Genomic DNA, 25,594 nt, shown 5'->3' with positions numbered 1-25,594 from the left:
TATTTTATTTCTGTATTTCAATTGATATTGTTAACTTGTATTGGGTATATTATGATATAGAAAGAGAGGAGGTAAGGCCATGGTTTCGGGAAATTCTATTGGTAATTCCATTTTAGGTGCATCTATTGCCCTTATTTTTTTGATTTTTATTATTGTCATTATCTATTATTTTGTTGCAAATTCTAAATTAAAAAAACAAAAGGAGCATTTTTCAAATGTGCATCAGAATTTAAAAGTAGGATCAAAGGTAATCTTTTCAAACGGAATATATGGAAAAATAATTAAAATCGACAGGGATACTGTGGATGTTGAAGTTAAGTCCAAGGCTGTTATGACAGTAAGTAGATACAGCATTTCATCGATTGTGGACTAAACTTTTACTTAAATTTAGATACCAGTTTGAAAAAAAGATTTTTTTAAAGTTTTTTTGTTGTTATTTATAGGAGAAAAGGCTAATTTCCAACATCTATTGATTGGTTTTAGGAAAAGCTTTCCTTCAGGTCAAAAGAACCACTATTTTGTGGGTTTTTTAGGTTATAATTATATATAAGAGAAGAAAGGAATGATTTAAATGCCAAATATAATGCTAACAAGAATTGACAACAGATTGATTCATGGACAGGTTGCCACTCAATGGACAAATGTTATTGGGGCAAACCTTATTTTAGTTGCAAACGATAAAGTTGCTTCTGATAAGATGAGACAAGGTCTTATGGATATGGCCGCTCCCAACGGAGTAGCTACAAGATATTTTACAATCCAAAAGACTATCGATGTAATCCACAAGGCTGCTGATAGACAAAAGATCTTCATCATATGCGAAACACCTCAGGATGTATTAAAGCTTGTTGAAGGTGGTGTTCCAATCACTAAGGTAAATGTTGGTAATATGCATATGGCTGAGGGAAAAAGACAGGTGGCACAAGTGGTTGCCGTAGATGATGAGGATGTAGAGACCTTCAAGAAGCTTAAGGAAAAGGGCGTTGAACTTGAAATCCGAAAGGTTCCAACCGAATCGGCTGAAGATGCACAAAAATTATTTAAATAACCAATAGACAAAGACCTAATATTAAAATAAAAGCTAATAGAGGGTTCTTGATATTTATTTTTAAAAAAGGAGGAAATTATGGGAGATTTTAATTTTATTCAAGTGCTCCTGGTGTTTATAGTTACTTTTATTGCAGCTATAGACCAATTTAGTTTTCTAGAGTCCTTGTATCAACCCATTGTAATGGGCCCTGTCATCGGCGCCATTCTCGGGGATGTGAAAACAGGACTTATCGTAGGAGGTACTTTCCAACTTATGACCATAGGTAATATGCCTATTGGTGGAGCTCAACCTCCAAATGCAGTACTAGGTGGTATCATGGCCACTGTCTTGGCAATTGCAGGAAAGGGCAGCATGGAACCAACTGCAGCCGTAGCAGCAGCAATTCCTTTTGCAATTTTAGGGCAGTCTGCTGTAACACTATTATTTACTGTAATGTCCCCTATTATGTCCAAGGCGGATCAATATGCCCAAGAGGCAAACCCAAAGGGAATTACTCAAATAAACCTTATTTCCATGGCTCTACTAGGTACAGCCTTTGGAATAATTGCAATCCTATTCTTTATCGGTGGTAATGCAATGGCCGCCCAAATGGCTAAGTTGGCCGATAACAAATGGTATAAGGCGGTAATGGACGGACTTTCTGCAGCCGGTGGAATGATGAGATTTGTCGGTTTTGCAGTTTTATTGAAGGTAATGCTCTCTAGAGATTTGTGGGGCTTTATGTTTGCAGGCTTTGCCTTTGCAGTAGTAATAGTTTCAATCGAAGATCTTCAAGGTCCCGCTCTTATCCTACTGGCATTCATAGGATTTGCCTTTGCTTATTGGGATTACCAAGTACAAACAAAGTTAAAGACCGCTTCTTTTAACAGTATTGGAGGTGAAGAAGATGGCATATAATATTCCTGATACCTATAAGGATCAAACCCCAGCCCAGCCCCTTGATAAGAAGACCTTAAACAAGATGGTTTGGAGATCACTCTTCTTGCAAGCTTCTTTCAACTACGAAAGAATGCAAGCTGGTGGTTGGCTATATGGTATTTTACCGGGACTACAAAAAATTCATAAGGATAAAGACGACTTGGCTGCGTCCATGTCCCATAACCTTGAATTCTTTAACACCCATCCATTTTTAGTTACTTTAGTTATGGGTATAATACTTTCACTGGAACAAAATAAAGCTGACATCCCAACAATACGTGCAGTAAGGGTTTCTGCCATGGGACCACTTGGAGGTATTGGAGATGCGCTATTCTGGTTGACATTGGTTCCAATAACCGCAGGTATAACTTCGAATATGGCAATCCAAGGTAGTTTGGCAGCGCCATTTATATTCCTGTTGATATTTAATATAGCACAATTTATAGTAAGATATTTCTTGATGCACTGGTCCTATAAAATGGGTATAAACGCCATTGACATCTTGACTTCAAATGCAAAGGAATTTACAAGGGCAGCTTCAATCCTTGGAGTTTTCGTCGTAGGTTCTCTAATTGCAGTTTACGGTGGAACAAAGTTAAATATTGTTAAGGACAACGGTGTTACCAACGTGGCAGTGCCGGTGACCACAATAGTTGCCAATGAGGATATGCCTGACTACGCCAAATACCTCTATGTGGAAGACGACAAGGGCGAACCTACAGAAACCCTTCAAGAAGGAGCAGGAATTGTTGATTTGGGTAATGGAAAGTCCGAAATCACCTTCAACCGATTTGAAGAACAACCTGTTAAGGTGGACTTCCAAAAGATACTGGATGGTGTACTACCAAAGATTATTCCTTTAGCTTTAACCCTATGTCTATACTTCCTAATGGTTAAAAAGCAATTTACGCCGATTAAATCCATTGGTTTGTTACTAGTATTAGGACTTGCTGGTTCACTAATTCCAGCACTTTTCAATGCACCAAGCATTTGGGGCTAATATACAATAGAAGATAAAAGTACTTTCAAGCACTCATAAATGAGTGCTTGATAAGTCTTAAGAACAAATAAAATAAGGAGGGATTTATGAACGGAGTTATAGTAACGGCCCATGGACGATTTCCCGAGGGCCTAGAAGACGGCTTAAAGTTAATTGCGGGAGAACAGGAAAATCTGGTTGCAGTTAACTTTCTACAAGAAGATGGAACAGATGGCCTTGACGACAAAATCAAAAAGGCTTTAGAAGATTTAAAAGACTGTGACTCAATAGTAATCTTGACAGACCTTGCAGGGGGAACTCCCTTCAATAGATCGGTCCTTTTAACTGCACAGATGGAAAATGTAAGGGTTTTGGCAGGCGCAAACTTTCAAATGCTCTACACCGCAGTCTTTGATGGTTCAAAGGATTTAGACAAATTAGTAGAAAACATCCTTGCAGAAGGAAAAAACGGCGTAAGGGTATATAGGGAAGAAAAAAGGACTGAAGATGAAGATTCTGACGGAATATAGTACAAGGCAGAGAAAAACCCTGCCTTGTCTTTTTTTTATTATTAAATTGTTACGCTGGATTATAGGACACCTTATATGCAAACTGGTCGCCCCTTGCATAGGACAAAGTGTATTCTATAATATTATCTTCCTTATCATAGGAGTATCTCTTTATCCTCAAACAGGACAAGCCTTGGCTTAACTCTAATGACTTAGCTTCCTCTTTACCCAAAATCCCAGCTTGAAAAACCTCCTCTACCCTACTTACCTTTTTATTAAATTTCTTTTCATAGATATCATAAAGAGGCATTTCATCTAGTAGTTGGCGACTCAGCTCCTTAAAACCCCTATAGGGAATAAAGGTGGTCTCTATCATCATTGGAGTTTGATCTGCTTGTCTAAGCCTTATAAACCTTATTATCTTGTCCTTTTCTTTAATCTTCAACTGTGTAGCTACAAATTTGTTGGCCCTTTCTATATGAAACTCTAAAACTTTTGTACTAGGTTTTTTTCCTATATTTCTCATCTGATCTGTAAAGCTATAGTAGTCTGAAAGGTTGTGTTTATCCTTGTCCTTTTTAGCCACAAAGGTGCCCTTTCCATGGACCCTTTCGATATAACCATTTAGTTCAAGCTCTCCTATGGCCTGTCTTACAGTAGTCCGGGATAGATTGTAGAGTTTACAAAGCCTTCTCTCAGAAGGTAGCTTATCCCCTGGCTTCATCAGCTCCATTTCTCCAGCTAGGATGTCCACCAATTTTGAATAGAGGGGAATTTTATCGGTTTTTTCCAATTTCATTATTTTAACTTTTCAGTCCAAGGGGATGCGCTTACTTTTAGTATTTCATTTAACTCTTCAATGTTTTGTCTTCCCTGGGTTTCAAGCCATTTTTTTCCATCTTCTTCAGATTTGAAAAACTCCTCTACTCCACCAGCCCATGTTGCCCTTCCACAAAGGACGCCATTGAAAGTAGATCCTGCCTCTTTGGCAAATTTAATGGTCTCTTGAAAAAGCTCAGCTGAAACTCCAGCAGATAAAAATATGAAAGGAAGGCTTGTACTGTCAGATTGTTCCTTAAATAGGTCTAGAGCTTCTTGTTTAGAGTACAGGACATCATCTCCATACCCTTCCACATAGGACATATTTACAGGAACTTCTACCTTTAGCACATCCACATTATACCTTTCTTCCGAAAAGAGTTTCATTGCATCAATTACTTTTTTTGGCTTAATCTTTGCATATTCCTTGGATTTTGAGTCTGAAATTTTACTATCATAACTTACTATTTCAAGGAAAAACGGGATGTCCTCTCCCATACATTCAGAACCAACCCTCTCTACAAAGGCCTTTTTTTGTTCGTTTATATCATCTGGTTCATCAATATCAAAGTAAAGTAGTATCTTTACTGCATCTGCCCCTTCTTCAAGGATTCTCTTTACTGACCATTTCTCTAAAAGCCTTGGAAGTCTTCCTGGAGTTTCATTGTCATATCCAGTAACTTCATAGGCCAACAATAGACCTGCATTTTCGTCCCTTGCCTTTGAGGCCTTTAACCCATATATAGGATCTAGCAAGATAGACGAAGCATAGGGGGTCAATTTTTTTGAAACCAGTGTTTTGAATTTTTCAATATTTTCATGATTATTAAATTTCGGGTCTATCTTATCGATCATCTTTCTAATAGCTCCCCTTTGGTCTATTGCCAAAGCAGCTATTATATTGTCCTTTGAAGAGAGTTTTTCAAGCTTCTTTCTCTTACCTGGTGTTATAGTCTTCATAAATTCCTCCTTGTTATAGTCTTTCAATTTTCACTTTATCCATAAATTCATCTACCCTATTTTCATTAATATATCCAGTCTTTTCCTCCAGGGTGTTTAAAATACCACAGGCCATAGCAAGTTTTAGAGTTTTTTCTATGTTAAACCCATTGTCCAACCCATAGGCAAGTCCTGCCACCGTAGAATCTCCAGAACCTACAGGGTTTACTGGTTTAATTTCGGGGATGGACACTTTATATACCTCATTGTCGTATTTCACTATCGCCCCTTTTTTTCCTCTTGTAACTACTACAAGGGCAATTTTTTCAAAGATTGGTGATTTTAAATATTTAGTAAATTCTTCTATTTCTTTTAAGTTAAGGCCTTCAATATGATTAATCTCCTCTTCGTTGGGTTTAATGCAAAAAGGTTTAACCCTTCCATGTAGAACAGTCCTGGATAAGTTCTTTCTCGAAGAGTCAAGGATGACCCTACAGTTTTTGTCTTCTCCTATCTGTAATAGTTTTTCATAAAAATCCTCACTGATGCCAGGAGGGGTTGACCCAGAAATTGTTACAATGGAGTTTTCTTTTAAAGTCCTTTCAAAATGCAGTAAAAACTTTTCTTCATCTTCTGTAGAATGTTTTTCTCCTGACTCTAAAATCTCAGTTTGATTTTTCTCATGAAGAATTGCTATACAGTTTCTAGTGTTTTTATGGGTTTTATAAAAACTTGATTCTATACCAATATCTTTAAGCTCTTCTACGATATATTCACCATTTTTTCCTCCAATAAATCCCGTCGGTAAAACCTCTGCTCCCAGTTGTTTTAATACCCTAGTCACATTTAGTCCTTTTCCTCCAGGAGTTTTAGAAATTTCAGAAGTCCTATTCACCCCGTCAATTTTAAGAGCCTTTAGCCTATAGGAAATGTCTATGGAGGGATTTGCTGTTACAGTCACTATCATCTTTTCATCTCTTTTCCATCTATAAAAGTGGTTATAACATTTAAGTCTTCATCTAAGATATTGATGTCGGCACTCTTTCCCTTTTTTAAACTTCCTACTTCCTCTTCTAAACCTACGGATTTCGCTGGAACTAGGGAAGCCATTAACACCGCTTCAAGAGGTGTTGCAATGCCCCACTTTACAACATTTTTAACCGCATCTTCAAGTTTTAAAACAGAACCTGCCAAAGATCCAGTGGTCAAATTCGCCGCTCCGTCTTTAACGATTACGTCCAGTTCACCTAACTTATAGTTTCCATCAGGCATACCTCCTGCCATCATACAGTCGGTAATGAGGACAACTTCATCCTTTCCCCTAGCCTTCATGACAATATCCGCCGCCGCAGGGTGAACATGATGTCCATCACAGATGATCTCAGCAAATACATTCTTTAATGTAAGTCCAGCTCCCACCATTCCAGGATTTCTATGATGTATTCCACTCATTCCATTGTATATATGAACAAAGATACTTGCCCCAGCCATAACCGCTTTATAGGCCTGGTCATAGGTTGCATCAGAATGGCCTAGGGCAACATATATGCCCATCTTTTTTGCTTCCTTAATAAATTCAGTAGCATTTTCGTATTCTGGAGCAATTGCAATCTTTTTTACCAATCCATGACTTATCTGTTGCCACTTCTCTAGCTTTTTAATGTCTGGAGGTGTAAGATAGAGTGGATTTTGTGCACCCTTATGCTTTAAGGTAAAGAAGGGGCCCTCTAGAAAAATTCCTCCAACCTTTGCTCCTTTTACATCTTTATAGGTTTCATATATATTTTCACAAGCCTTGTTCAAATCCTCCGTCTTGGCAGTCAAAGTCGTTGGCAAAAAGGTTGTAACCCCGTGTTTTGCAATCCCTTCAGAAATTTTCGCAAGACTTTCAGTCCTCAAATCCATAATGTCATATCCACCATAGCCATGGACATGGGTATCCACATATCCTGGAGCTACAATGTAGTTGGAATAGTCTAAAAAGTCTCTCTCTTCAGAGATATTTTCATATATATCGGTTATCTTTCCCTCGTCAACCTCAATAAAACCGTCCTTTAAAACTCTATCTTCTAAAAAAATCTGGCCACCTTTAATTAACTTTTTCATAGTCTGCTCCTATTCATAGGGATGTATTATAACTCCCTTTACAACTCTGTTAACAGTTCCTGATGCAGAAGGAGTATCCGGCTTGTTGTTTACTTTAAGACTTGCCATAATGGCCACAGTCTGAGCGAAGATTGCATAGGGGAAAACCAAAAACACATCTTCTAATTCCCCATCTTTGCTAAGGTTAAACTTTCTAAAATCCCCCTTTACTTCTCCATAGGAAACCCCAATAACTCCTCTTGCAATATTATTTTCATTAACTTCATTTAATATATCCAAGTCATATAACTTGGTGTAATCATTGTTTGAAATAAAGTCAAAAACCAAGGTCTTCTCGTCAACAAAGGACTTAGGACCATGTCTAAAGCCCATCGAAGTATCAAAGCAGGTTGCAATTTGTCCTGCAGTTAGTTCCAAAATCTTAAGTTGAGCTTCCCTAGTAAAAGCCCCAATTGGCCCTGAACCCAGGTACACCACTCGATTAAAGTCCAGGTCTACAATTTCTTGAATTTCCTCTTCTCTGTCTATCACTTCCCTGCCAAGTCTTATAATCTCATGAACCCTTTTTGCCTTCTCTTCAAGTTTTAAACTATTGTCAAATATAAGTGTAGACATTAATAGCATACAAGAAAAGGATCCAGTCATGGCAAAACCCTGGTCGTTGGAAGGTTCTGGCATCAACAGCGTAAACGCGTTTGTCTCTTCTTTTAGTCCCTTTGCCAATTTCCCATCGGCTGCACAGGTTATTGCCAAATGGTAAATGTCATCTACTATTTGATTAGCCAGTTCAACGGCTTTTAAACTTTCCGGACTATTCCCAGATCTTGCAAAGGAAACCAATAGGGTAGTTTCATCTTTTGTAAAAAAGTCGTAGGGGTTTGAAACTAAATCCGTAGTTGCAATCGCTTCAAAATCTAAGTTTCTATTGGAAATCTTCTTTAGATGCCTTTCAACAATGTCCCCCACATAGGCGGAAGTTCCCGCTCCAGTAAAAATTACCTTTACTCTATTTTTCTCTTTACTAACCAAGTCTAAAAACTTTTCAATCTCTTCCAAGTTGTCCTCGTAAATTTTTAAAACTTCCTCCCAAAGTTGAGGTTGTTGATAAACCTCTCCTACGGTGATGGAAGCACCCAACTCTTCTAGTCGGCTCTTTTCAGTCTTGTACATATTTTCCTCCTCGTATAATATCAGTGTTTATCTTTCTTAAATTGTTTCAATAAACTGGTATCTGCCTGTCTATATTGTACCCCAAATGGGCATATTAAACCATAAATCGCTATTTTCCAACGTTTTTAAGAACCATTTTGAAAAAATCCCATTCTTTCATGACCATTTCAACGATTGATTTTAGATACCAGTTGAAAGTCTTGGAATAATAAAAAAAAGAGGGCTATCTATTCCCTCTTTCAGCTGCTTCCCTTTTAGAAAAGACACATCCACAATAATCCTGTCTATATATATTCCACTTTTTAGAAAGCTCTATACTTTTTTTATATCCATCTTTCTTTTTAAAGTCATTTGGTAGATGCATTACTTTGTACTCTTCCCCAATCCTTTCCCCTAGTTCATTTATAACTTGAGCGTTTTTATAGGGACTTACAGAAAGAGTCGTTGCAAAATAGTCCATTTTATTTTCAACTGCAAATTTTGCAGCTTCTTTAAGTCTCAATTCATAGCAGTTAAAACATCGCTTTGACCCCTCTGGCAAATCCTTAACTTCTTTTACTGCGTCAAAGTACTCCTCTGGAACATACCTTCCTTCAATAAAATCTATTTCAAACTTTCCTTCAACTTTTTCAATTACCTTTTTTTGTTCTTCAAGCCTCTTAAAGTACTCCTCTTTTGGAAAGATATTTGGATTGTAGTAGAGTATAGTTACTTTAAAGTAGCTTGTCAAATATTCTAATACGGATGTTGAACAAGGACCACAACAGGAGTGTAAAAGCAAAGAAGGGGGATTGTCTAAGTCAATCCCCTCTATTATCCTCTCTAACTCTAGATGATAATTTTTCTTATTCATCAAGCTTAATTGCCCTTGCCTTGTATGATGACCTTACAAAAGGACCAGAAGCAACTTCTGCAAATCCCATTTCTAAAGCCACCTTCTTATACTTGTCAAATTGTTCTGGTGTAACATACTCTTCCACTTCCAAATGGTCTAGGGATGGCCTTAGATACTGCCCAATGGTAAGCATGTTTACATCTATTTCCCTAAGGGCTTTAAAAGTTTCAATCATCTCTTCTTCGGTTTCACCAAGACCCACCATGATTCCAGTCTTAGTAACTAGACCCTTCTTCTTTGCATAATCTAAAACCTTTAAAGAGCGTTTAAAGTCTGCCCCTGGTCTTACCTTTTCATAGAGAGAGGGAACAGTTTCTATATTGTGGTTTAAAACATCCGGTTTTTCATCATAGATTATATCCATGAACTCCTCTTTTCCATGAAGGTCTGGAATTAGAACTTCCACAGTAGTATCAGGGTTTTTCTTTCTTATTTCTCTAATGACATCTCTAAACTGAGTTGCCCCCTCATCAGGCAAGTCATCTCTAGTTACAGAAGTTACAACGGCATGTTTAAGTCCTAGACGCCTTACTGCCTCACCTATATTTGCAGGCTCTTCCTTGTTCACCATATCAGGGGTTCCATGGATAACATCACAGAAGTTGCAGTTTCTTGTGCATCTACTCCCAAGGATCATAAAAGTTGCAGTTCTAGCTTCAAAACATTCCATTCTGTTTGGGCAATTAGCCTCTGAACAGACAGTATTAAGGTTTAAATCGGAAATCAAATTTCTTACTTCTGCAGCCTTGTTTCCACCTTGTATCTTTATTTTCATCCATTCTGGTTTTTTCTTTATCTTCAAATCTATCACCTATCCTTAACATTCATTTAAAACCAACTCTTCATCAATACATTCTTTATAAAACAGATCCTCAATTAAAATATCCACAGAAAGACCTGTTATGTAAGAGGATACGTCCTCATCTTTTAAAGCTTCCCTAAGCTCCTTCTCTGAAAACTTAAGTCCTTGAAGTTTCACAGTCAAATCGTAAATGTCCTTCTTTCCAAAAAAATCCCCGGAAATACTCAATTCCCTAATCTTTCCACAGACAATTCTAATACCATATTCCACAATTCCAAAGGGATGTTTAACACAGTAGCAGATATCCGTCTTCGGATTTTTTCCGTAATTCCAATCATCACAGGCATATTTTTCTGCCATTATCCTTTTAATCTTTCTGTCGATTTCTTCATCTATTACTATAACTTTTTCAATGTCAAAATCTTCCAGTACCGTTTTTGAGATTTCATCCATAAACTCGGTTACGGACAAGTCCATCAAGTCCTTTAAAAAACCAACCCTGGTAGTTACAGAGGATATATTCTTTCCCACAAACTTTAGAGGGTTTGGTCTTAATGCATTTTTCATAGACTCTAAATTGCCACCATAGAGGATTGAACCATGGTGCAAAACCTTACCCCTATTGTGGTACTGGGCATTTCCAGAAAACTTCTTCCCATGGATTACAAGATCATTTCTACCAGTAAACTCTCCATCAATGCCAAGCTTTAAAAGAGTGTCTATAATCGGTTTTGTAAAATATCTAAAGGAGTCTCCTTCCCGCTCCTTTGTTATAAAACTATATTGAATTATATCTAAATCGCAGTAAATCGTTCCACCACCAGATGGACGCCTAACCACATCAATACCATTTTTATTACAATATTCCAAGTTTACTTCCTTATATATATTTTGGTTTCTACCAAGGAGCACAGTAGGTCTATTTCTCCAAATAATGAAGATGTCTTCAGCATAGTTGTTGAAAAAATACTCCTCCAAGGAATGATTGTAAGCAGGGTTTGTGTTGTTGTTTTCTACTACTATCATCATTTCACCTCTCGAACAATTTAATTATACCATAGCCATTGACAAACCCTCAATTGTCCCCCAAATGACAAAATTATGTATATTTTTTTGCTAAATTTATACAAAATGATAAAGACTTCATTATTAAAGCAAAACTTTTTCACTATTATAATACTGGTCCAGTATAGTGAAATTTCCAAGACTTTAAAGTAAAAAACTTAGCCGATGCTCCTATACAACGGCTAAGTTTCTTAAAGTTTATATTTACTTAAACTACTTGCTGAACCGCTTATCTAATTATGCTTCTCCATCTCCAACCAAGGGTTTCAGAGGCAGATGCTGCAACAATAAAGGCAAGGGGATCTAGTTCTTTGATATATCGTTTTAAGACGATATAGTCTCTGTTTGATACTACTGTTTGGACCACTTCTTTTTCAAGTCCAGTATAGGCTCCAATTGCCTTATATACATTTGCCGACCTAGTCAAGTGTTCCGTTAAGAATTTGCAAACTTCCTTAGGCTTTGATGTGTTTATAAAACACAGTTTAGAAGTGTTTAAACCATTGATAGTATTGTCTATAATGGTCCCATTTAATACCACACCCACAAGGGAATACAGTGCAATTTCCGTTCCAAACTGATACCAAGCAAATACTGTAATTGCAAAGTCTGCAATCAAACAACCCTTTCCCAAATCCAAACCAATATATTTTTGAAGTATCTTTGCAAATATATCAGAACCACCTGTGGAAGCGTAGTTGTTAAGGACAATTGCAACCCCAGTCCCATACATCAGTACACAGGCAACCAGCTGCACAAAGAGGTTGTCTACTATGGGTTTTTCTATTGGAAAAAACACATCCAGGGCCCACACCAAAAGGGAAAGTCCCAAAGATGCTATGATGGTCCTCTTTCCAAAGGCTGGACCAAGAAAGACAAATCCTATAATAAAGAGGACGATATTTATAATCACAAGCATCGGTCCAGTAGAAATAGGAAAGATACTGCTTAGTACAATGGCAAGTCCTGCTCCTCCTCCCAGGGTTAAGTTATTAGGAGCTAAAAACAAATGTATGCCAAGGGATATTAATACCACTCCTATTATTATATTGATGATTTCTTTTCTATGTGCTCTCTTTTCTAAATTTTCCAAGTTAATCTTTTTAATCTGCATCTCATCCACCCTTTCTGTCGACTATATTTTAACATATTTTAGGGTTTGAGGCAGATAGTTTTTACCAACATTATCCCTTTTCCACTGGATTGATTAACTAAATAAGCGCCTATCTTAGTTTTTATATCCTTCGAAGTTAATGTCTTCTGTGCTTTCTGCCATCCTTACTGAGTCGGCGATATCTGCTGCAATTTTATGTCTTGGAATAACGTGGACTCTAAGAGCTTCCGCTCCCATTGTTGCAGCTATGGCAGTTAGAGCCGCTGAACCATCATCTCTGTTTGTAAACCCTTCTTCAGTGGCAGAATCCATATTAAAACCTGACTCTTGTAGGATATTAACTATAAATCTCTTTCTAGATACACCTATAAAGGCAAACATATTCCATTCGTGAATAAATTTAAAATTTTTTATCAATTCCAAATTTTCCCTCTTTGTAAGTCCAAAACCAATTCCTGGATCTAGCATAATCCTCTCTTTTTCTATATTATACTTTGAAGCTACAGCAAGTGTCTTTTCAAAGTACAATTTACAAGAGTCCAGAATTGAAAGTTTATCCATGGCTTTGTCCTCTTCATCCTTTGTAAAGACTCCCTCTCCACCAAATCTCATAAAGGCCTTTGAAGAAGGATGATTTGGTCTTAGGATTACAGGGTTAAACATTGCCACAATTCCCACATTTGACTCTCCCAAAACCCTTCCCATGTCCGGGTCTCCCAAAAGTCCTGTAATATCATTTACAATATCTACTCCAGCTTCAATTGCAGCTTTTGCAACTTCACTCTTCCATGTGTCAATTGAGATAAGCACGTCGGTTTTTTCCTTTAATCCTCTTATTACCGGAATAACCCTATTGATTTCCTCTTCTACTTCCACCTTCGTAGCCCCCGGTCTTGTAGATTCTCCACCTATATCAAGCATTGTCGCCCCTTGTTCAACAAGCTCTAGCCCATGGGCAATTGCCTTTTGAGGGTCAAACCATTTTCCACCATCAGAAAAAGAGTCCGGGGTCACATTTACAATTCCACATAGAATTGTAGAACCTCCAGATTCAATAGTTTTTTCTTTATACTTAAATATTCTCTTCATATTATCTCCTACCTTCCTTATTATGTATGGAGCCACATCTAAGATAAAGATACATCATATTCATAAAATTGTAAAATTGCGTAACCTAAAGCAAAAAGAGGAAATGGTTTCCCAGTTCCCCTTCCTAGCCCTACTTCCATAAAATGGAGATGATAAACATGTCGAAGATGAGATTCATGATTATTAGCCTCAAAGTCAAATCTTCATTTCCTCGTTCTTTCAATTCATCATAAACCAAATATGATTGAAACACTCCTATTGCCCCCAGCTGGACAACTCTCATACCCTTGAAGAAAAAGAGTATGGCCAACAAAAGAATCGTTCCCACTGCCTTTACTAAGAAAGACTGTTTCCTTTTTTCCATATTCGTCTCCTTTACAAAAAATTTTGAAAGATTTTTAATCTTCTAATTAAATTATACATCTTTCAATTAAATTATTCAATTTAACCTAGATGTCAATTTAAACTAATAACTTTATCAAATTTTGTTTCATCTAAATGTTGATGCGAAATATATACTACCTTTTTCTTTTCTGCTAATTTATCAATAATTTCAAATTTCTTTTTTCGTAATTCTTTATCACAATAACTAAAACATTCATCAGCAATTACCAAACTACTATCAGTGTAAAGCGTTCTTGCAATTGCTAATCTTTGTAATTCACCCTTTGAAAATCCAGTGCCGCTATTTTCCTTTTCATTAAATAAATTTGTATTTAATTTTTGTGGCAATTTATTTATCTTTTCTCGCATTCCTACTATCTCTAAAGCTTCATATAATCTATGATAATTTACTTTATCCATATCGTCGACAATATTTCTTAATATGCTTCCAGAAAAAAATTTATAATCTTAAAAAATCACATCAATTTCTTTTACTAAACTGGCTTTATTTATCGAAATTATATCAGTATTGTTTATATAAATATTCCCTTTATCTGGAATATTTAACCCACACATAAGCATAATCAAAGTCGATTTTCCTATACCATTTTTGCCCTTAATTAAAATTTTCTTATCTTTCTCTAAAATATTAAGATTTAATTTTTGAAATATTTCATTGAATTCATCATATCTGAAATGTACATTTTTAAATGATATGCTTTTAATTTTATACAATTGATTCTTCTTAATAACCGATTTGTTTTTCTTTATATAATCCATTAGTTTATTTAGTGATAATGATGAAGAAACTAGATTTGGAAACCCTTGTAAAATGTTTAATAATGAGCCAGAAATCTGCTGTACTGCCGTAACGAGCATAACAAAACTGCCTATATTTAAATTATGATTTAAGGTTTCTACTCCCAAAATAATTATTGCAATTAAAATCATCCATTGTGATGAAATATTTGAGATTAAGTCAAAAAAAATTAATTTACTAGACCATTTTCTTATATTTATAGTTAGATTTTTATATATCTTTGTGATGTTTTCTAAAATGATTCCTAAATTTCTTGCACGTAATTCTTTAGCATATTCATCAGAATATAAAATTATATCAATATATTTTAATTCTCTGTTCGAGCTTATTTCTGTTATAGTTTTATTTAAAGCATGTTTTTCTTTTTTTATTTTACATGTAGCTGACAATATCGAACCGATTAATATAACAGAAATAATACTAATATTAAAATTTCTGATTATTATCAATACTCCTATAGATCCAACTATACTTGCAAAAATTGAACTTAGTATATGATGAACACTTTTTATTTGCTCTATGTTTTCTAATGCGAAGAAGTACTCGTTTTTATATTGAATATTAGAAAATTCATCATAACTCTTTTGGTAATTTATTCTATATATATTGTTCTTAAGTTCCTTTGTTATTTTTAAGTCAATAGCAGGAATAATCTTATATAATAATATCGAATTAACTGTTATTACAATAGTCGAAATAGTAAATAGAGCGCCAATACAAGAATAAAATGTTCTTGCGTTGTTGTTTATTAGTGAACTTATTATTAGTTTTATTGTATAAGTTACCATTATTTGTAACACATTAGATATTATGTTAGATAAGTATACAATTGGTATGTACCACCTATCAATTTTTTGAATACTGCTAGTTGAAAAAATTAATCCTTTTGTTATTTTTAACATTTCACTTTTGAGTTTATTTTTCATTATCGATTAACTCCTCAAAACTGCTATATTGATCTATTTTATGATTTGTCCAGTAATCATATACAAATCCATTTTTTTCTTTCTTATAAACTCTAAATTCATTTCTAATATTTTTGTATATATTATTAAGTATCTCATTCGAATGAATTGTCTTTTTCCCTTTTAATTCTCTAATGTATTTTAATATTACTATTTTTAGATTTTCCAATTTGAAATCATTTTCATATTCTTGTAATTTTTCATTTAAAACTACTCTTATCCCAAAATAATTCATTACCATTTCTAAATATTCATTTGCAACTCCGGTATAACTTCTTGAGCCATAAGTAAAAACTATACCGAGCTTTTTCCTGAAATATAAAATATGGGTTAAGTATGCCATTCTATCCAAAAAATTTTTGCATATTCCTGTAATATTATTTAAATATACTGGAGAGGCTAAAATAACTATGTCTGAACTTTTTATATCGTGTATTATAGAACTTAGCTCATCTTGAAAATATTTGCATTTACCAAGATAAAAACACGAATTACATCCTCTACACATACTAATATCCATGCCTGACAGAGAATATATGCAAATATTTAACTTTTGTTCTAGTAATCTATTTTTTATGTCTTTGAATATATTGTACAATTTACCCCACGTTTTTGATGGATTGTTATTAGTTCCGACAATAATACTTATCTTTATCTCTTCCATTGTTATCCCATTAATAATATTTTGCAAAGATCGCTTTCTTTATCAAAGTAATTTGTTATCGCCAATATTACTCCTGTAGAACCTTCAAGGATATCTAGACTTTCGGATGTTGCTATTTCCCATCTCTCATTTTCATAAATTTCATCTTGAGATATAAAACCATATTTTGAATCAGCTTTAAAAGATTTTGTAATCTTCTCAAAAAGCAGGTCTTTTTTGTATTTAATCTCCAAGTCATCGATTTCTTTACTAAACTCATTCAATATCAACATTAGACCAGCATATCCATGGCAAATTATAACATTATTTAAATTATCCTCATCTAATGTTTGATTTGCTATTCCTTTTAAAGTAGTCTTAGATATTTCTATTAAATCTTCATCGCCTGTAAGTTTACCAACTTGATATAAAGCTTTTGCAATACCCGCATTCCCATAGCACCAGCTACTTTTTCTATTTCTGTAATTGTCTATATTATTGTTCACAATATAGTTTTCCATTTTTTGTTGTGTAGGCCAAAAAAATATATTGCTTTCTTTAATGTTATGTTCTTTGTATAATTCACAAATATAAGAAATCGGTTCTTTTACTAGATCATCATATATGTTAGCGAAATAACATTTACTCATAATAACTAGAGGCCCTATCATTCCATGTGCTACTCCATAATTAATATTCCCATATTGGAAATTTATTTTTTCATCTTCTCTAAATTGGTTCTCTTGACTAATGGTCCATCTAGGAATCATAGCATCAAATTTTTTGTTGTATTTTTTATATGATAATATTGAAAAATATAAAAGCAATTTCTTTAATATCCTATAATCATGTTCTGTAATTTTATTGCTTAATAGAATATTTAAAGCTATCCCACTAGAACCTAAAACCAAATCATACATACCAAAATTTAAATTTTCTAAATTTGCAAGGCAAAAGTTTATGAACCTGTTTGATTCTTCTAGAAATATACTATGTATTTGTGTCCTTAACTTTAGTAATTCAGGCACAATATTTAATAATTTACCTAGGCATAAGTCTATCATAGAAAGCCCCCCAAATATACTTATATTTCTGATATACTTCCCTCTTTCGATATTTTTAATAAGTTGTGCCAAAATTTTTTTTACATTATTCTCCCACTTTTTTTTATCATTATAATATTCATACATAGTAATAAAACTTAACAAAATCTGTGGCAATTCTGTAGGAGAAATCTCATCAAAAGATAGCGTATCTTCATCAATCTTACTAAAATAGAAATTTATTATTTTACTTCCTATTATTTCTTTTGGATTACACTTTCTTTTATTAAACAGAGTTATTAATTGTTTTTTATCATTAACATTTTGCATATAAACGTTTATTCCTTTCTTCTATAAATAGTCTTACCGCATAATTCAAACATCTTTTTTCTACTTCAAGTCTCCCATCCATACGATTACAAAACATATGTATGACAGATATCAATATATCTATAACTGTATTTGTTAAATTGATTTTGTTTTGTTTTATAAAGGTAAAGTAGTCAACATATCCTTTATACCTTTCATATTTAATTTTTTTAAACTTACTATCGTTTAATTCATATTCCTTTATTTTGTTGACTATATCTTTCTTTCGTTTGTTGTATTCTTTCCTATACTCCCTTTTATCTACTATACTATTAATTTCAGCATCACTAAACCCTATGATGCTATTATATGCATTGATTATTTCAAAAATACCTAATGTTATTATATTATATTTTTCATCAGTTTGATTTATCGTTTCTATGCAAAATTTACTGTCAAACCAAAACAAACTTTCTGCTAATTTTATAGCATCCTCACCTCCATATCTATAAATTTCTGGTTTATAATTTTTCTTTGAAAACGAAGATGCCAGTCCTTTATCTACCAATTCTCTACAAAAGTCATTTAAATTATAATCATCTGATATATAGTTTTTAGGTTCTTTTTTTACTCTAATACGTATCTCATCTTCATTTTCTCTATATCGAATAAAAAAATATTTTTTATTTGTTGGATTTAGAAATTTATCTGCAAATCTTTTAAAATGATTTTTGATAATCTCATCTATTAAATCAAAAGCAGTATAAATTTCATAATAAAGCCATGTATCGTCGATTACCATTTCATATTTATTTATAAGCGCTGGATTTTCAAAAGTCTTTTCCTGACTTAACCCATAACTAGCACTATCATCTCTATCTTTTAAACGGAATGGTATAACAAGCTCTCCAATGTATGCCTTGTTATTATACGAAAAATAACAATTTTCTCTACCATTAAAATATGATTTTATTAAATAAGTGAATGGCTGTTTCATATTTCTTAGATATTTAAATAAGATTCTATTAAATTCAACTTTTTTTAAATCCAATAACAAATTCTTGTCAAGTTCTTTAATATAGACTCTAGTATTTATCCCATTATTTTTTATGAATTCACTTATATAGTTTTTGAATTGGTTAAAGTCGAGGCTTATAATATCTTCTTTTTTAATTTTCCATTTTTCTCTTCCTAGAATAAAATTCTTATATCTTATCTCAGGTATATGATTTAAATTCAAGCCATTTTCTATTGAATATAAACCTTCTAATGGAGTTGTCTCATAAGCATTTGAAACCTCAATAAGGAATCTTGATATATAGGACATAGTCGCGTCATTCAACATACTATCATTGACAACTTTAATCACACACCCATTTTCTTCAATTAAAAATAACTTGTCCATTTTTTTACTATAAGATACATATATATTTTCAAGATTCAAATTGTGATCATCATCTATTCTTGTAAAGTTATTTATGTTTATATAAAAGCTATAATTTCTCTTAGTGTTTGAGATATTCATAGCGCTAGGATAAAGACCAATCTCTTTAAGGTCTACAGTAATATAATTTTTAAATAATTCTTTTTGTTTTTGACTATAAAATTTGTCGAGTATCTTTTGTTCTTTTTCTTCTAGGACGGTATAAAATCTATTTAATGATGCAAAAGCACTTCTTGAACCTATATTAGGTCCTATTTCAAGTATTGTATTTTTATTTTCCTTAATAATATTTAGATTAATAGCAATGTCGTTAGCATAATTTGAAGTTATACTCATAGACTCTCTTAATTTTTCAAAGTCTTTTTGCGTTAATTCTATACGTTCCCCACCACTTAATACAACTTTGTTCATTAAAAACTCTTTTAGGTTTTTAGAATTATTATTTTCATTTAGCATTGTCCTATTGTTGTATAAATTACCAACTCCTTCTATATCGTCTAAAAACTTTAATAAAGGCACATTGGAATATTCATCAAATTTTTCTAAAAATTTGTTTTTGTAACTTTCAATTTCAGGAGTTATATTGTCATTTAAAGCTAAACTATCTAAGATTAAACCCAATTTATTAAATTCAACCTTGTACTCTTCTTCTAATTTTAATACTGTACTATGAGAATGTCTTGATAAAATATTTAGATACCTTTTATTTTTTACAATCTTTTCCATTTTTTCTGTAATTTTTATAAATTCTTCTAAAGTAATAATCCCTTTTTTGTTAATCTCACAAGTCAGTTTTTCTATTTCACACAGTTTGTTACATATCGCATAATAATGTCCTTTTCCTTTCTCTTGATTTCTTAGTAAATTAATAATCTTGTTTATAGGATTTTCTTGATACTGAAATTCTTTAAGTTCAGTTACTATAAAACCTTCCTTAACTAGACTAAACAAGAAGTTTTTTATCACGCTTTCTGGAATATCTTTAAATTTATTTTTTACTTTACTTTCTAAATCAGAGAATTTAATTGTTTTTTCTTTAATAAGCTCGTCAAAAACGAAATCTAAAGAGAAATTTTTGTCAGTTTCTTTCTTGCCTGATAGTGTTACTGAATTATTATCATTTTGAAAAGCAAATGGTAAGACCACTCTCTCTTTTCTTAAATATAAAGAGGGATTAATCTGAAGCCTAATATCTTTTAAGATTTCCATATCTTGTTCAAGTTTAATTGTAAGTTTAAATAACCACTCCATATCATATAAAACTCTTATTACATTCTTATCATTCAGTAATATGCTTTTCTTCTTTGCATATTCTTGAATCGATAGATTTGTTAAATTAGCTAATGGAGTAGTCCTAGTTGACATTCTAATCAAATACTTCAAAAAAGTTTCTTTCGTGTTTTTATTCCAACCGTTTTTTCTACAGAAGTCAACAAAATTGTAATTAGAGTATGCCATCAAATCTAACATACTATTACAAAGTCTAGCATTATCAAATATTGAATTTGAATATTTCTCAAATACATCAAAACTTAAAACCGGTGTTCTCACAATATAATTTCTTAAACAAGTATACACAATTTATTCTCCTATTTTTTTATCGTACTACTGCTCTTGAAGAGCTACAAGGGGTACAAACAGATGCTCCTCCACCTGAACTACAGTTTTTATTAACACTCATACACCCACCATTAATTACACTATTTGAAATATATGTTGATATACTCCAGCAAGGATTAGAACTATTTGTCCCTCCTCCATTTCTTTCTTTTGCACTAAAATTTACATTTAATTTAAAATCTTCAAATTGACTCATATAAAACTTCCTCCTATCCTTACAGCGTGATAAAACTTCTTAAATTTATAGTAATAAAGTAGAGATAGAAATTCAACACAATTTAGTGTTATGGAAATTCGCCGTTATTTTACTAAATTTTTGATATTTTTCTCTTTTTTACTAATCCTATATCTGTTTTTCTTATTATTATAGCTGTATTTGGTTAAAATTTTTAAATTTGGTAAATTTTTATACTACTTTATTGCTTTTTCTTTCTCTGTTTTTTTAATTTATTAGATTTTTAAATACTTTTGTTTCAAGATTATAGATATGGGTATCATCAACTTGAAGTAAATTTTAGAGGTGATTTATGAAAGATAATATACAATCTAAACTTAAAGATTTTTTTTCACAATTAGGTCTATCTTATGATGAAATCGTATCCAGATGTTCTATTTCAAAGAACACGCTAAACAAATTATTAAATCATAACTTCAATCCTACTTTACATACTTTGATTGAACTATCATATGCTACTGGTCATGATTTATTGTCATTTTATTCTACAACCTTTAAATTTGAAAAAATGATAATTTATCAAACCATTCGATACTTGATTATGAATAATTTGGATTTTTCATTAATTCTTTTTGAAACATTAAAAAATAACATTAACGTTTTAAAGGAAAGAACATTTTCAGATCAATATCTTAAAAATAATTCTGAGGTAACTTTACTAGAATACTTCGAGAACTATAAAAGACTATTTGAATTTTGTTTTAAATATTATCTCTTAAATAATTTTAAAGATTCCAAATTTATAAACGATTTCAAGAATACATTTCATGTAGATCTAAACAACTTCTCAAAACATCATTATAATTATTTCCAGAAGGAATATATACTAGTCGCTATTATTTTATTAACTAATAAATCTAATTCCTCTTATTTAGAAATTATGACCAAGTTGTATGATGATTGTAAATCTAATGAATGTAAATTATGCTTGCTTTATTTGTGTTGTAGAGATTCTATTATGTTTAATAAATATGAAAATTTCTATTTTTATTACTCTGAATCTATCTCTTTGTTGCAAAACAAAAGCATCTGTGTTAATAAGCAAGATTTTGATAATTTATTAATTCTTTTGAATACTATAAAGAACCCTATGCTATAACTTTATTTATTTTGTTCTTAAATACTAGACTTAAGACGATTTCAAAGAAATTGTCTTACTCCAAATTGAACACTCTCTCAAAGGGCTTGTTTTCAATATCTTTTACTTTTTAACCTTGAAAAATTGTATAAACAAAGACTATTTCATACTTTAATGGTATAATTAGGGTACAAATAGAGTAGATAGGACGCGTTAAGTGTGAAGGGATAGGGAGTTGCCCTTTAACGAAAATGTATGTTGCGATGTCTTATCGCTTCCGCTTATATATATAAATTTGCGGAAGACCGGTGCCTCTTGGTACTGGTAATTTTAATTTAAGTAATATCTTAACTGAAGAAAGAGGTTATATAAATGGATAAGAAGAAGATTGAAAAGGCAGTTTCTATGATTATAGAAGCCGTTGGGGAAGACCCTAGTAGAGAGGGACTTTTAGAAACTCCTCAACGTGTTGCCAGAATGTATGAGGAGATCTTTGCAGGCATCGGTCAAGACGCTTCCAAACATCTAGCAAAGACTTTTGAATATGTAAATGACAATATTGTAGTGGTAAAGGACATTGAGTTTTTCTCAATGTGTGAGCACCATTTTCTTCCAGTTCATGGAAAGGCTCATATTGCATATATCCCAAGCGGTAGAGTTGCAGGACTTTCAAAGTTAGCAAGGACTGTTGAAACCTACGCCAAGAGACCTCAACTACAAGAAAGGCTTAACCTGCAGGTTGCTCAAGCGATGATGGACTATTTAAAGGCCAAGGGTGTGCTAGTGGTAGTTGAAGCTGAGCATATGTGTATGACCATGCGTGGTGTTAAAAAACCAGGTTCTTTGACTGTGACTTCTGTAGCTTTAGGGGAAATGGAAAAAGACTTAGAGCTTCGAGATGAAGCCTATAGATTGATAGGGATGTAATATGGAAAATACAAATATCATAATATACAATGAAGAGTATGTAAAACTTCTAAACGAACTGGAGGACTTTGAAAGGCAAAGACCTTTTTGTAAACATGATTTGGCCCATTTTCTCGACGTGGCAAGGATTTGCTATATTTTAGTCTTGGAAGAAGGACTTGATATAAAGAAGGATTTGATCTATTCTACTGCCCTACTCCACGACATTGGAAGGGTGATTCAGTACAAGGATGGTACAGACCACAATATTGCCTCCGTTGAAATTGCCGAGAGGATTTTGCCTTTGACAAGTTTTTCAAAGGAGGAAAAGGACATGATTTTAGACTGTATAAAGAAACATAGAAAGTCTCAAAAGACCACACCTTTTAATGAGTTATTCTATAAAGCGGACAAACTTTCCAGAATCTGCTTTAGATGTCCCGCTTATGATATTTGTTATTGGCCAGTGGAAAAGAAGAATCATTCAATAACCTATTAGGGAGGAAATATGGATACACTTCGAATAAAGGACCTTGTGATATTTGCAAACCACGGTGTTTTTCCAGAGGAAAAAAGTCTTGGTCAAAAGTTTGTACTTGACCTTGCCTTGTCTTATGATATGACAAAGGCAGCGAAGGAAAATGACTTAGAGACTTCTATTCACTATGGTGTTTTGTCCCAAAGGATAATTGAAGAGTTTAAAAAAACATCCTACGATCTCATTGAAGAGGCCTGCTATAGGCTAATAGAATTTATTTTTGCCGAATATGAAATGGTACAAGAGGTTCAAATCGAACTCAAGAAACCTTGGGCGCCAGTGCATCTTCCTCTGGACAGGGTTTCTGTAAAGATGTCTAGAAAAAAGAGACGATTTTACCTTTCCTTAGGTTCCAATATGGGAGACAAAAAGGCCTATATAAATAGAGCTATTGAAGAGTTGTCTAAAAACTTCTCCCTGGTAAAACAGTCCAGGGACTATGTGACTAAGGCTTGGGGAAAGGAAGATCAGGAGGACTTTTTAAACAAGGTTGTGGTCCTTGAGTCCTTTGAAGAGCCTTTGGATTTTTTAGATATAACACAAAAGATAGAAATTGACCTTGGTAGAGAGAGAAAGGAAAAGTGGGGTCCTAGGACCATCGACATAGATATACTATTTATTGACGATGAAGTCATCTTTAACGACAGACTTAAAGTTCCCCACCCCTATATTGAAGAAAGACTATTTGTTTTAGAGCCACTGGCAGAAGTGGAACCCTTCTTTGTCCATCCGGTTTTAAACAAAAAAGTTTTTCAGTTGTTAAAAGAAATTAAGCACTCAGTGTAATATGCTGAGTGCTTTTCATATAATTTTTTTCCTCTACTTATACTCTCATAAGTCCATCTACATAGAGTATCTGTCCTGTAATGTAGGAAGCTTCATCTGATGCTAAAAAGCAAAATGCATTGGCAATATCTTCCGCTTCCCCCAACCTCTTTAAAGGAATTCTATCTATAAGCGGTTTTATCATCTCTTCAGGTAAACTCTTAACCATATCGGTGTTTATTATTCCAGGTCCTACTGCGTTAACCCTGATATTGTAGGGCGCAAGCTCCCTTGCTAAGGATAGAGTAAATCCATTTACTGCAAATTTGCTTGTAGGGTAGGCTATACCTGATGGTTGTGCGTCTCTACTGACCATGGAAGATGTGTTTAAAATTACCCCTTGGTTTTGTTCAATCATAATGGGATGTATGGCCTTGGAACAATTGAACACACCCTTAACATTTAAGTCCATAACCCTTTGAAACATCTCTTCTGTGTACTCTGCAAAAGGTTCCTTGGCAGAAAGTCCAGCATTGTTTACTAAGATGTCAACTTTACCAAATTCTTCTTTGACCTTTTTAAATTCCTCTTTTAAATCTTCAAGATCCATTAAATTTGGCCAAATTCCCCTAATATTTTCCTTAGGATAATCCTTTTGTAATGTTTCGATGGCATTGTTCACAGTCTCTTCCCTTGACCCACACAACACTACCTTTGAACCCTCCTTGAGAAACTTTTTGACTACGGCAAAGCCTATACCCCTAGTTCCTCCTGTTACAATGGCAACTTTGTCTTTTAACAACATAATCCTTTCCTCCTTTTGATTCGAAAAAATTTATATTAATTAACCATCAACTAAATAATTGTTACATAGGTTCTAAAACCTCGGGAAGAGTAGTAGCTGTCAGCTCCATTATGATAGGTAAAGACCCTATTAAATCTTCTATCACAAAAGATTGCCCCTCCTAGTTTTCTTATCTCCTGTGGAGTTTCTACCCAGGAAGATATCTTTTCATCCAACTTGAAAACTTTTTGTATCTCATAGTATAGTTTTTCATATATGAGTTTCGATCCAATTTTACCAACTTCTGTCATTACATCAGAAGCTGGCTTATTGGCTTTTCGCTTTTCTTGAGCTTGTCTATCATAGCAAAGAGATTTCCTGGAGTCGGGAATTTTTAAATAGGAGTCAAAGGCAATGATTTTTCCAAAGACCTCAATTAATAGAGGCTCGCCCTCAGTTTCTTCCATCTTGGATATAACCTTCAAAAGTTTTTCATCATTAGCAATCTTTTCCCAAATTTCTTTAAACTCTTTGCCCTTTACAAGGCCTGGGTTTTCATTAAACCTTTTTTCTAGGCACTCCTTTAAATTATTCATACTTGCTC

The 25,594-nt window shown here is 33.4% G+C and carries 25 protein-coding genes, 1 pseudogene and 1 riboswitch; of the genes and pseudogenes, 8 read left to right on the top strand and 18 right to left on the bottom strand.

The features are described from left to right. Positions 1-79 precede the first annotated feature (79 nt). The 5 genes from yajC to Q1K37_RS03565 all read left to right on the top strand — a co-directional run bounded on the left by yajC (position 80) and on the right by Q1K37_RS03565 (position 3,478). Positions 80-373, top strand: a complete 294-nt coding sequence (yajC, locus tag Q1K37_RS03585) for a preprotein translocase subunit YajC (RefSeq protein WP_300409435.1) — start codon at positions 80-82, stop codon at positions 371-373. 198 nt (positions 374-571) lie between these two features. After that, a complete protein-coding gene (gene agaV, locus Q1K37_RS03580; RefSeq protein WP_300409433.1) occupies positions 572-1,048 on the top strand; it encodes a PTS N-acetylgalactosamine transporter subunit IIB in 477 nt (158 codons plus the stop codon). A 78-nt stretch (positions 1,049-1,126) separates the two neighbouring features. Continuing rightward, a complete protein-coding gene (locus Q1K37_RS03575; RefSeq protein WP_300409432.1) occupies positions 1,127-1,948 on the top strand; it encodes a PTS sugar transporter subunit IIC in 822 nt (273 codons plus the stop codon). Beyond that, on the top strand, positions 1,938-2,969 hold the full coding sequence (locus Q1K37_RS03570; protein WP_300409430.1) for a PTS system mannose/fructose/sorbose family transporter subunit IID: 1,032 nt from the start codon (positions 1,938-1,940) through the stop codon (positions 2,967-2,969). The genes Q1K37_RS03575 and Q1K37_RS03570 overlap by 11 nt, the downstream gene beginning before the upstream one ends. A gap of 86 nt (positions 2,970-3,055) precedes the next feature. Next, positions 3,056-3,478 carry a PTS sugar transporter subunit IIA gene (locus Q1K37_RS03565; RefSeq protein ID WP_300409428.1) on the top strand — a complete coding sequence of 141 codons (423 nt, stop codon included), beginning with the start codon at positions 3,056-3,058 and terminating at the stop codon, positions 3,476-3,478. 49 nt (positions 3,479-3,527) lie between these two features. Here Q1K37_RS03565 and Q1K37_RS03560 read toward each other — a convergent pair whose 3' ends face one another. The 16 genes and pseudogenes from Q1K37_RS03560 to Q1K37_RS03485 all read right to left on the bottom strand — a co-directional run bounded on the left by Q1K37_RS03560 (position 3,528) and on the right by Q1K37_RS03485 (position 20,880). Further along, complete coding sequence (locus tag Q1K37_RS03560) at positions 3,528-4,256, bottom strand: GntR family transcriptional regulator (RefSeq protein ID WP_300409426.1); 729 nt, start codon at positions 4,254-4,256, stop codon at positions 3,528-3,530. Continuing rightward, positions 4,256-5,236 carry a tagatose-bisphosphate aldolase gene (gene lacD / locus Q1K37_RS03555; protein WP_300409424.1) on the bottom strand — a complete coding sequence of 327 codons (981 nt, stop codon included), beginning with the start codon at positions 5,234-5,236 and terminating at the stop codon, positions 4,256-4,258. Before lacD ends, Q1K37_RS03560 begins: the two co-directional genes overlap by 1 nt. 13 nt (positions 5,237-5,249) lie before the next feature. Next, positions 5,250-6,182, bottom strand: a complete 933-nt coding sequence (locus Q1K37_RS03550; protein WP_300409422.1) for a hexose kinase — start codon at positions 6,180-6,182, stop codon at positions 5,250-5,252. After that, positions 6,179-7,321: an N-acetylglucosamine-6-phosphate deacetylase gene (gene nagA / locus Q1K37_RS03545; RefSeq protein ID WP_300409420.1), complete on the bottom strand. Its 1,143-nt coding sequence runs from the start codon at positions 7,319-7,321 to the stop codon at positions 6,179-6,181. The genes Q1K37_RS03550 and nagA overlap by 4 nt, the downstream gene beginning before the upstream one ends. 9 nt (positions 7,322-7,330) lie before the next feature. Then, on the bottom strand, positions 7,331-8,491 hold the full coding sequence (locus tag Q1K37_RS03540; protein ID WP_300409418.1) for an SIS domain-containing protein: 1,161 nt from the start codon (positions 8,489-8,491) through the stop codon (positions 7,331-7,333). A 223-nt stretch (positions 8,492-8,714) separates the two neighbouring features. After that, positions 8,715-9,344 carry an epoxyqueuosine reductase QueH gene (locus tag Q1K37_RS03535; RefSeq protein WP_300409416.1) on the bottom strand — a complete coding sequence of 210 codons (630 nt, stop codon included), beginning with the start codon at positions 9,342-9,344 and terminating at the stop codon, positions 8,715-8,717. Then, on the bottom strand, positions 9,337-10,182 hold the full coding sequence (gene lipA, locus Q1K37_RS03530) for a lipoyl synthase (protein WP_300409533.1): 846 nt from the start codon (positions 10,180-10,182) through the stop codon (positions 9,337-9,339). The genes Q1K37_RS03535 and lipA overlap by 8 nt, the downstream gene beginning before the upstream one ends. A 21-nt stretch (positions 10,183-10,203) precedes the next feature. Beyond that, positions 10,204-11,217, bottom strand: coding sequence for a lipoate--protein ligase (locus Q1K37_RS03525; RefSeq protein ID WP_300409414.1), 1,014 nt, complete (start codon positions 11,215-11,217; stop codon positions 10,204-10,206). 265 nt (positions 11,218-11,482) lie between these two features. Next, positions 11,483-12,367 carry a YitT family protein gene (locus tag Q1K37_RS03520; protein WP_300409412.1) on the bottom strand — a complete coding sequence of 295 codons (885 nt, stop codon included), beginning with the start codon at positions 12,365-12,367 and terminating at the stop codon, positions 11,483-11,485. Between the two features lie 114 nt (positions 12,368-12,481). After that, complete coding sequence (locus tag Q1K37_RS03515; RefSeq protein ID WP_300409410.1) at positions 12,482-13,456, bottom strand: dihydropteroate synthase; 975 nt, start codon at positions 13,454-13,456, stop codon at positions 12,482-12,484. 130 nt (positions 13,457-13,586) lie between these two features. Next, positions 13,587-13,820: a hypothetical protein gene (locus Q1K37_RS03510; protein ID WP_300409408.1), complete on the bottom strand. Its 234-nt coding sequence runs from the start codon at positions 13,818-13,820 to the stop codon at positions 13,587-13,589. A gap of 92 nt (positions 13,821-13,912) precedes the next feature. Then, positions 13,913-15,448 (bottom strand): annotated as a pseudogene (locus Q1K37_RS08320) (ABC transporter ATP-binding protein). Between the two features lie 127 nt (positions 15,449-15,575). Next, positions 15,576-16,289: a flavodoxin family protein gene (locus tag Q1K37_RS03500; RefSeq protein WP_300409406.1), complete on the bottom strand. Its 714-nt coding sequence runs from the start codon at positions 16,287-16,289 to the stop codon at positions 15,576-15,578. Positions 16,290-16,291: 2 nt separating this feature from the next. After that, on the bottom strand, positions 16,292-17,641 hold the full coding sequence (locus Q1K37_RS03495) for a lanthionine synthetase C family protein (protein WP_300409404.1): 1,350 nt from the start codon (positions 17,639-17,641) through the stop codon (positions 16,292-16,294). Further along, complete coding sequence (locus Q1K37_RS03490) at positions 17,628-20,615, bottom strand: thiopeptide-type bacteriocin biosynthesis protein (RefSeq protein ID WP_300409402.1); 2,988 nt, start codon at positions 20,613-20,615, stop codon at positions 17,628-17,630. Before Q1K37_RS03490 ends, Q1K37_RS03495 begins: the two co-directional genes overlap by 14 nt. Before the next feature lie 46 nt (positions 20,616-20,661). Further along, entirely contained in the window at positions 20,662-20,880 is a 219-nt protein-coding gene (locus tag Q1K37_RS03485; protein WP_300409400.1) for a hypothetical protein, read from the bottom strand. Positions 20,881-22,190: 1,310 nt separating this feature from the next. Then, positions 22,191-22,282: riboswitch (THF riboswitch) on the top strand. 87 nt (positions 22,283-22,369) lie between these two features. Here Q1K37_RS03485 and folE point away from each other — a divergent pair. From folE to folK, 3 genes are read left to right on the top strand one after another with little or no spacing between them, the layout of a single operon-like run. Beyond that, a complete protein-coding gene (gene folE, locus Q1K37_RS03480; protein WP_300409398.1) occupies positions 22,370-22,924 on the top strand; it encodes a GTP cyclohydrolase I FolE in 555 nt (184 codons plus the stop codon). Between the two features lies 1 nt (position 22,925). Continuing rightward, positions 22,926-23,402 carry an HD domain-containing protein gene (locus Q1K37_RS03475; protein WP_300409396.1) on the top strand — a complete coding sequence of 159 codons (477 nt, stop codon included), beginning with the start codon at positions 22,926-22,928 and terminating at the stop codon, positions 23,400-23,402. A 9-nt stretch (positions 23,403-23,411) separates the two neighbouring features. Then, a complete protein-coding gene (folK, locus tag Q1K37_RS03470; protein ID WP_300409394.1) occupies positions 23,412-24,227 on the top strand; it encodes a 2-amino-4-hydroxy-6-hydroxymethyldihydropteridine diphosphokinase in 816 nt (271 codons plus the stop codon). Between the two features lie 37 nt (positions 24,228-24,264). Here folK and Q1K37_RS03465 read toward each other — a convergent pair whose 3' ends face one another. Next, complete coding sequence (locus tag Q1K37_RS03465; RefSeq protein ID WP_300409392.1) at positions 24,265-25,011, bottom strand: 3-oxoacyl-ACP reductase family protein; 747 nt, start codon at positions 25,009-25,011, stop codon at positions 24,265-24,267. 50 nt (positions 25,012-25,061) lie between these two features. After that, positions 25,062-25,586 carry a DUF4256 domain-containing protein gene (locus tag Q1K37_RS03460; RefSeq protein ID WP_300409390.1) on the bottom strand — a complete coding sequence of 175 codons (525 nt, stop codon included), beginning with the start codon at positions 25,584-25,586 and terminating at the stop codon, positions 25,062-25,064. Positions 25,587-25,594: the final 8 nt, after the last annotated feature.

It is taken from the genome of Lagierella sp., from assembly GCF_029983815.1.
Taxonomy (GTDB): Bacteria; Bacillota; Clostridia; order Tissierellales; family Peptoniphilaceae; genus Mediannikoviicoccus.
The sequence above is the reverse complement of the archived record's forward strand: the minus strand, read 5'-3'. Positions and strand labels throughout refer to the sequence as shown.